Origin of the sequence: Saccharicrinis fermentans DSM 9555 = JCM 21142, from assembly GCF_000517085.1 — a bacterium.
GTDB classification, from domain to species: Bacteria; Bacteroidota; Bacteroidia; order Bacteroidales; family Marinilabiliaceae; genus Saccharicrinis; species Saccharicrinis fermentans.
The window spans coordinates 2,415,412-2,415,879 of sequence record NZ_KI912107.1; the positions used below are offsets into that span (position 1 = coordinate 2,415,412).

Below are 468 nucleotides of genomic sequence, written 5' to 3' on the forward strand. Positions count from 1 at the left end.
TGGGCAGATTTTAGCGAACGTTTTGGTATACCTTTAGTATCTGCAGAAACATCAATCACAGATGCAAAAAGAACTAAAGAGAATTGAAACGATGATGCGTCAGTTAGGTCGGGCGGCTCAAGCTGTACTCCCCGAAGGTGCAAAAATTACAATCCACGATGCTGCAACCAAAGGGGATCCGCATAAGGTATTTCTTGAACAAATTACGATTACCAATAATGAAATTGGTAAAAGGATAGTGGGTGGAACGATGCTTACCGATGATGGATCTAGCCTAAGCCAAAGCGAAGTGCATGAACGAACACTAGATGAAAAAATAGGAGAAAGCGACCGTCGTATGATTGAATTTACTGTTAACGGTAAGTTGATACCTATTTTAAATACATGGGGTTTTGGTTTTAAGGAAGGCGACCGGTTTGTATTTGACAGATCAGAAGATCTAACCATGGCCGAACACTGGGATATTGT

At 41.0% G+C, this 468-nt stretch carries 1 protein-coding gene; it reads left to right on the plus strand.

Features of this window, described 5'->3' with window-relative positions; genetic code table 11:
- Positions 1-61 precede the first annotated feature (61 nt).
- Positions 62-468, plus strand: a 407-nt coding sequence (locus tag CYTFE_RS25930; protein WP_154665729.1) for a phage portal protein family protein, incomplete at its 3' end; no start/stop codon positions are given.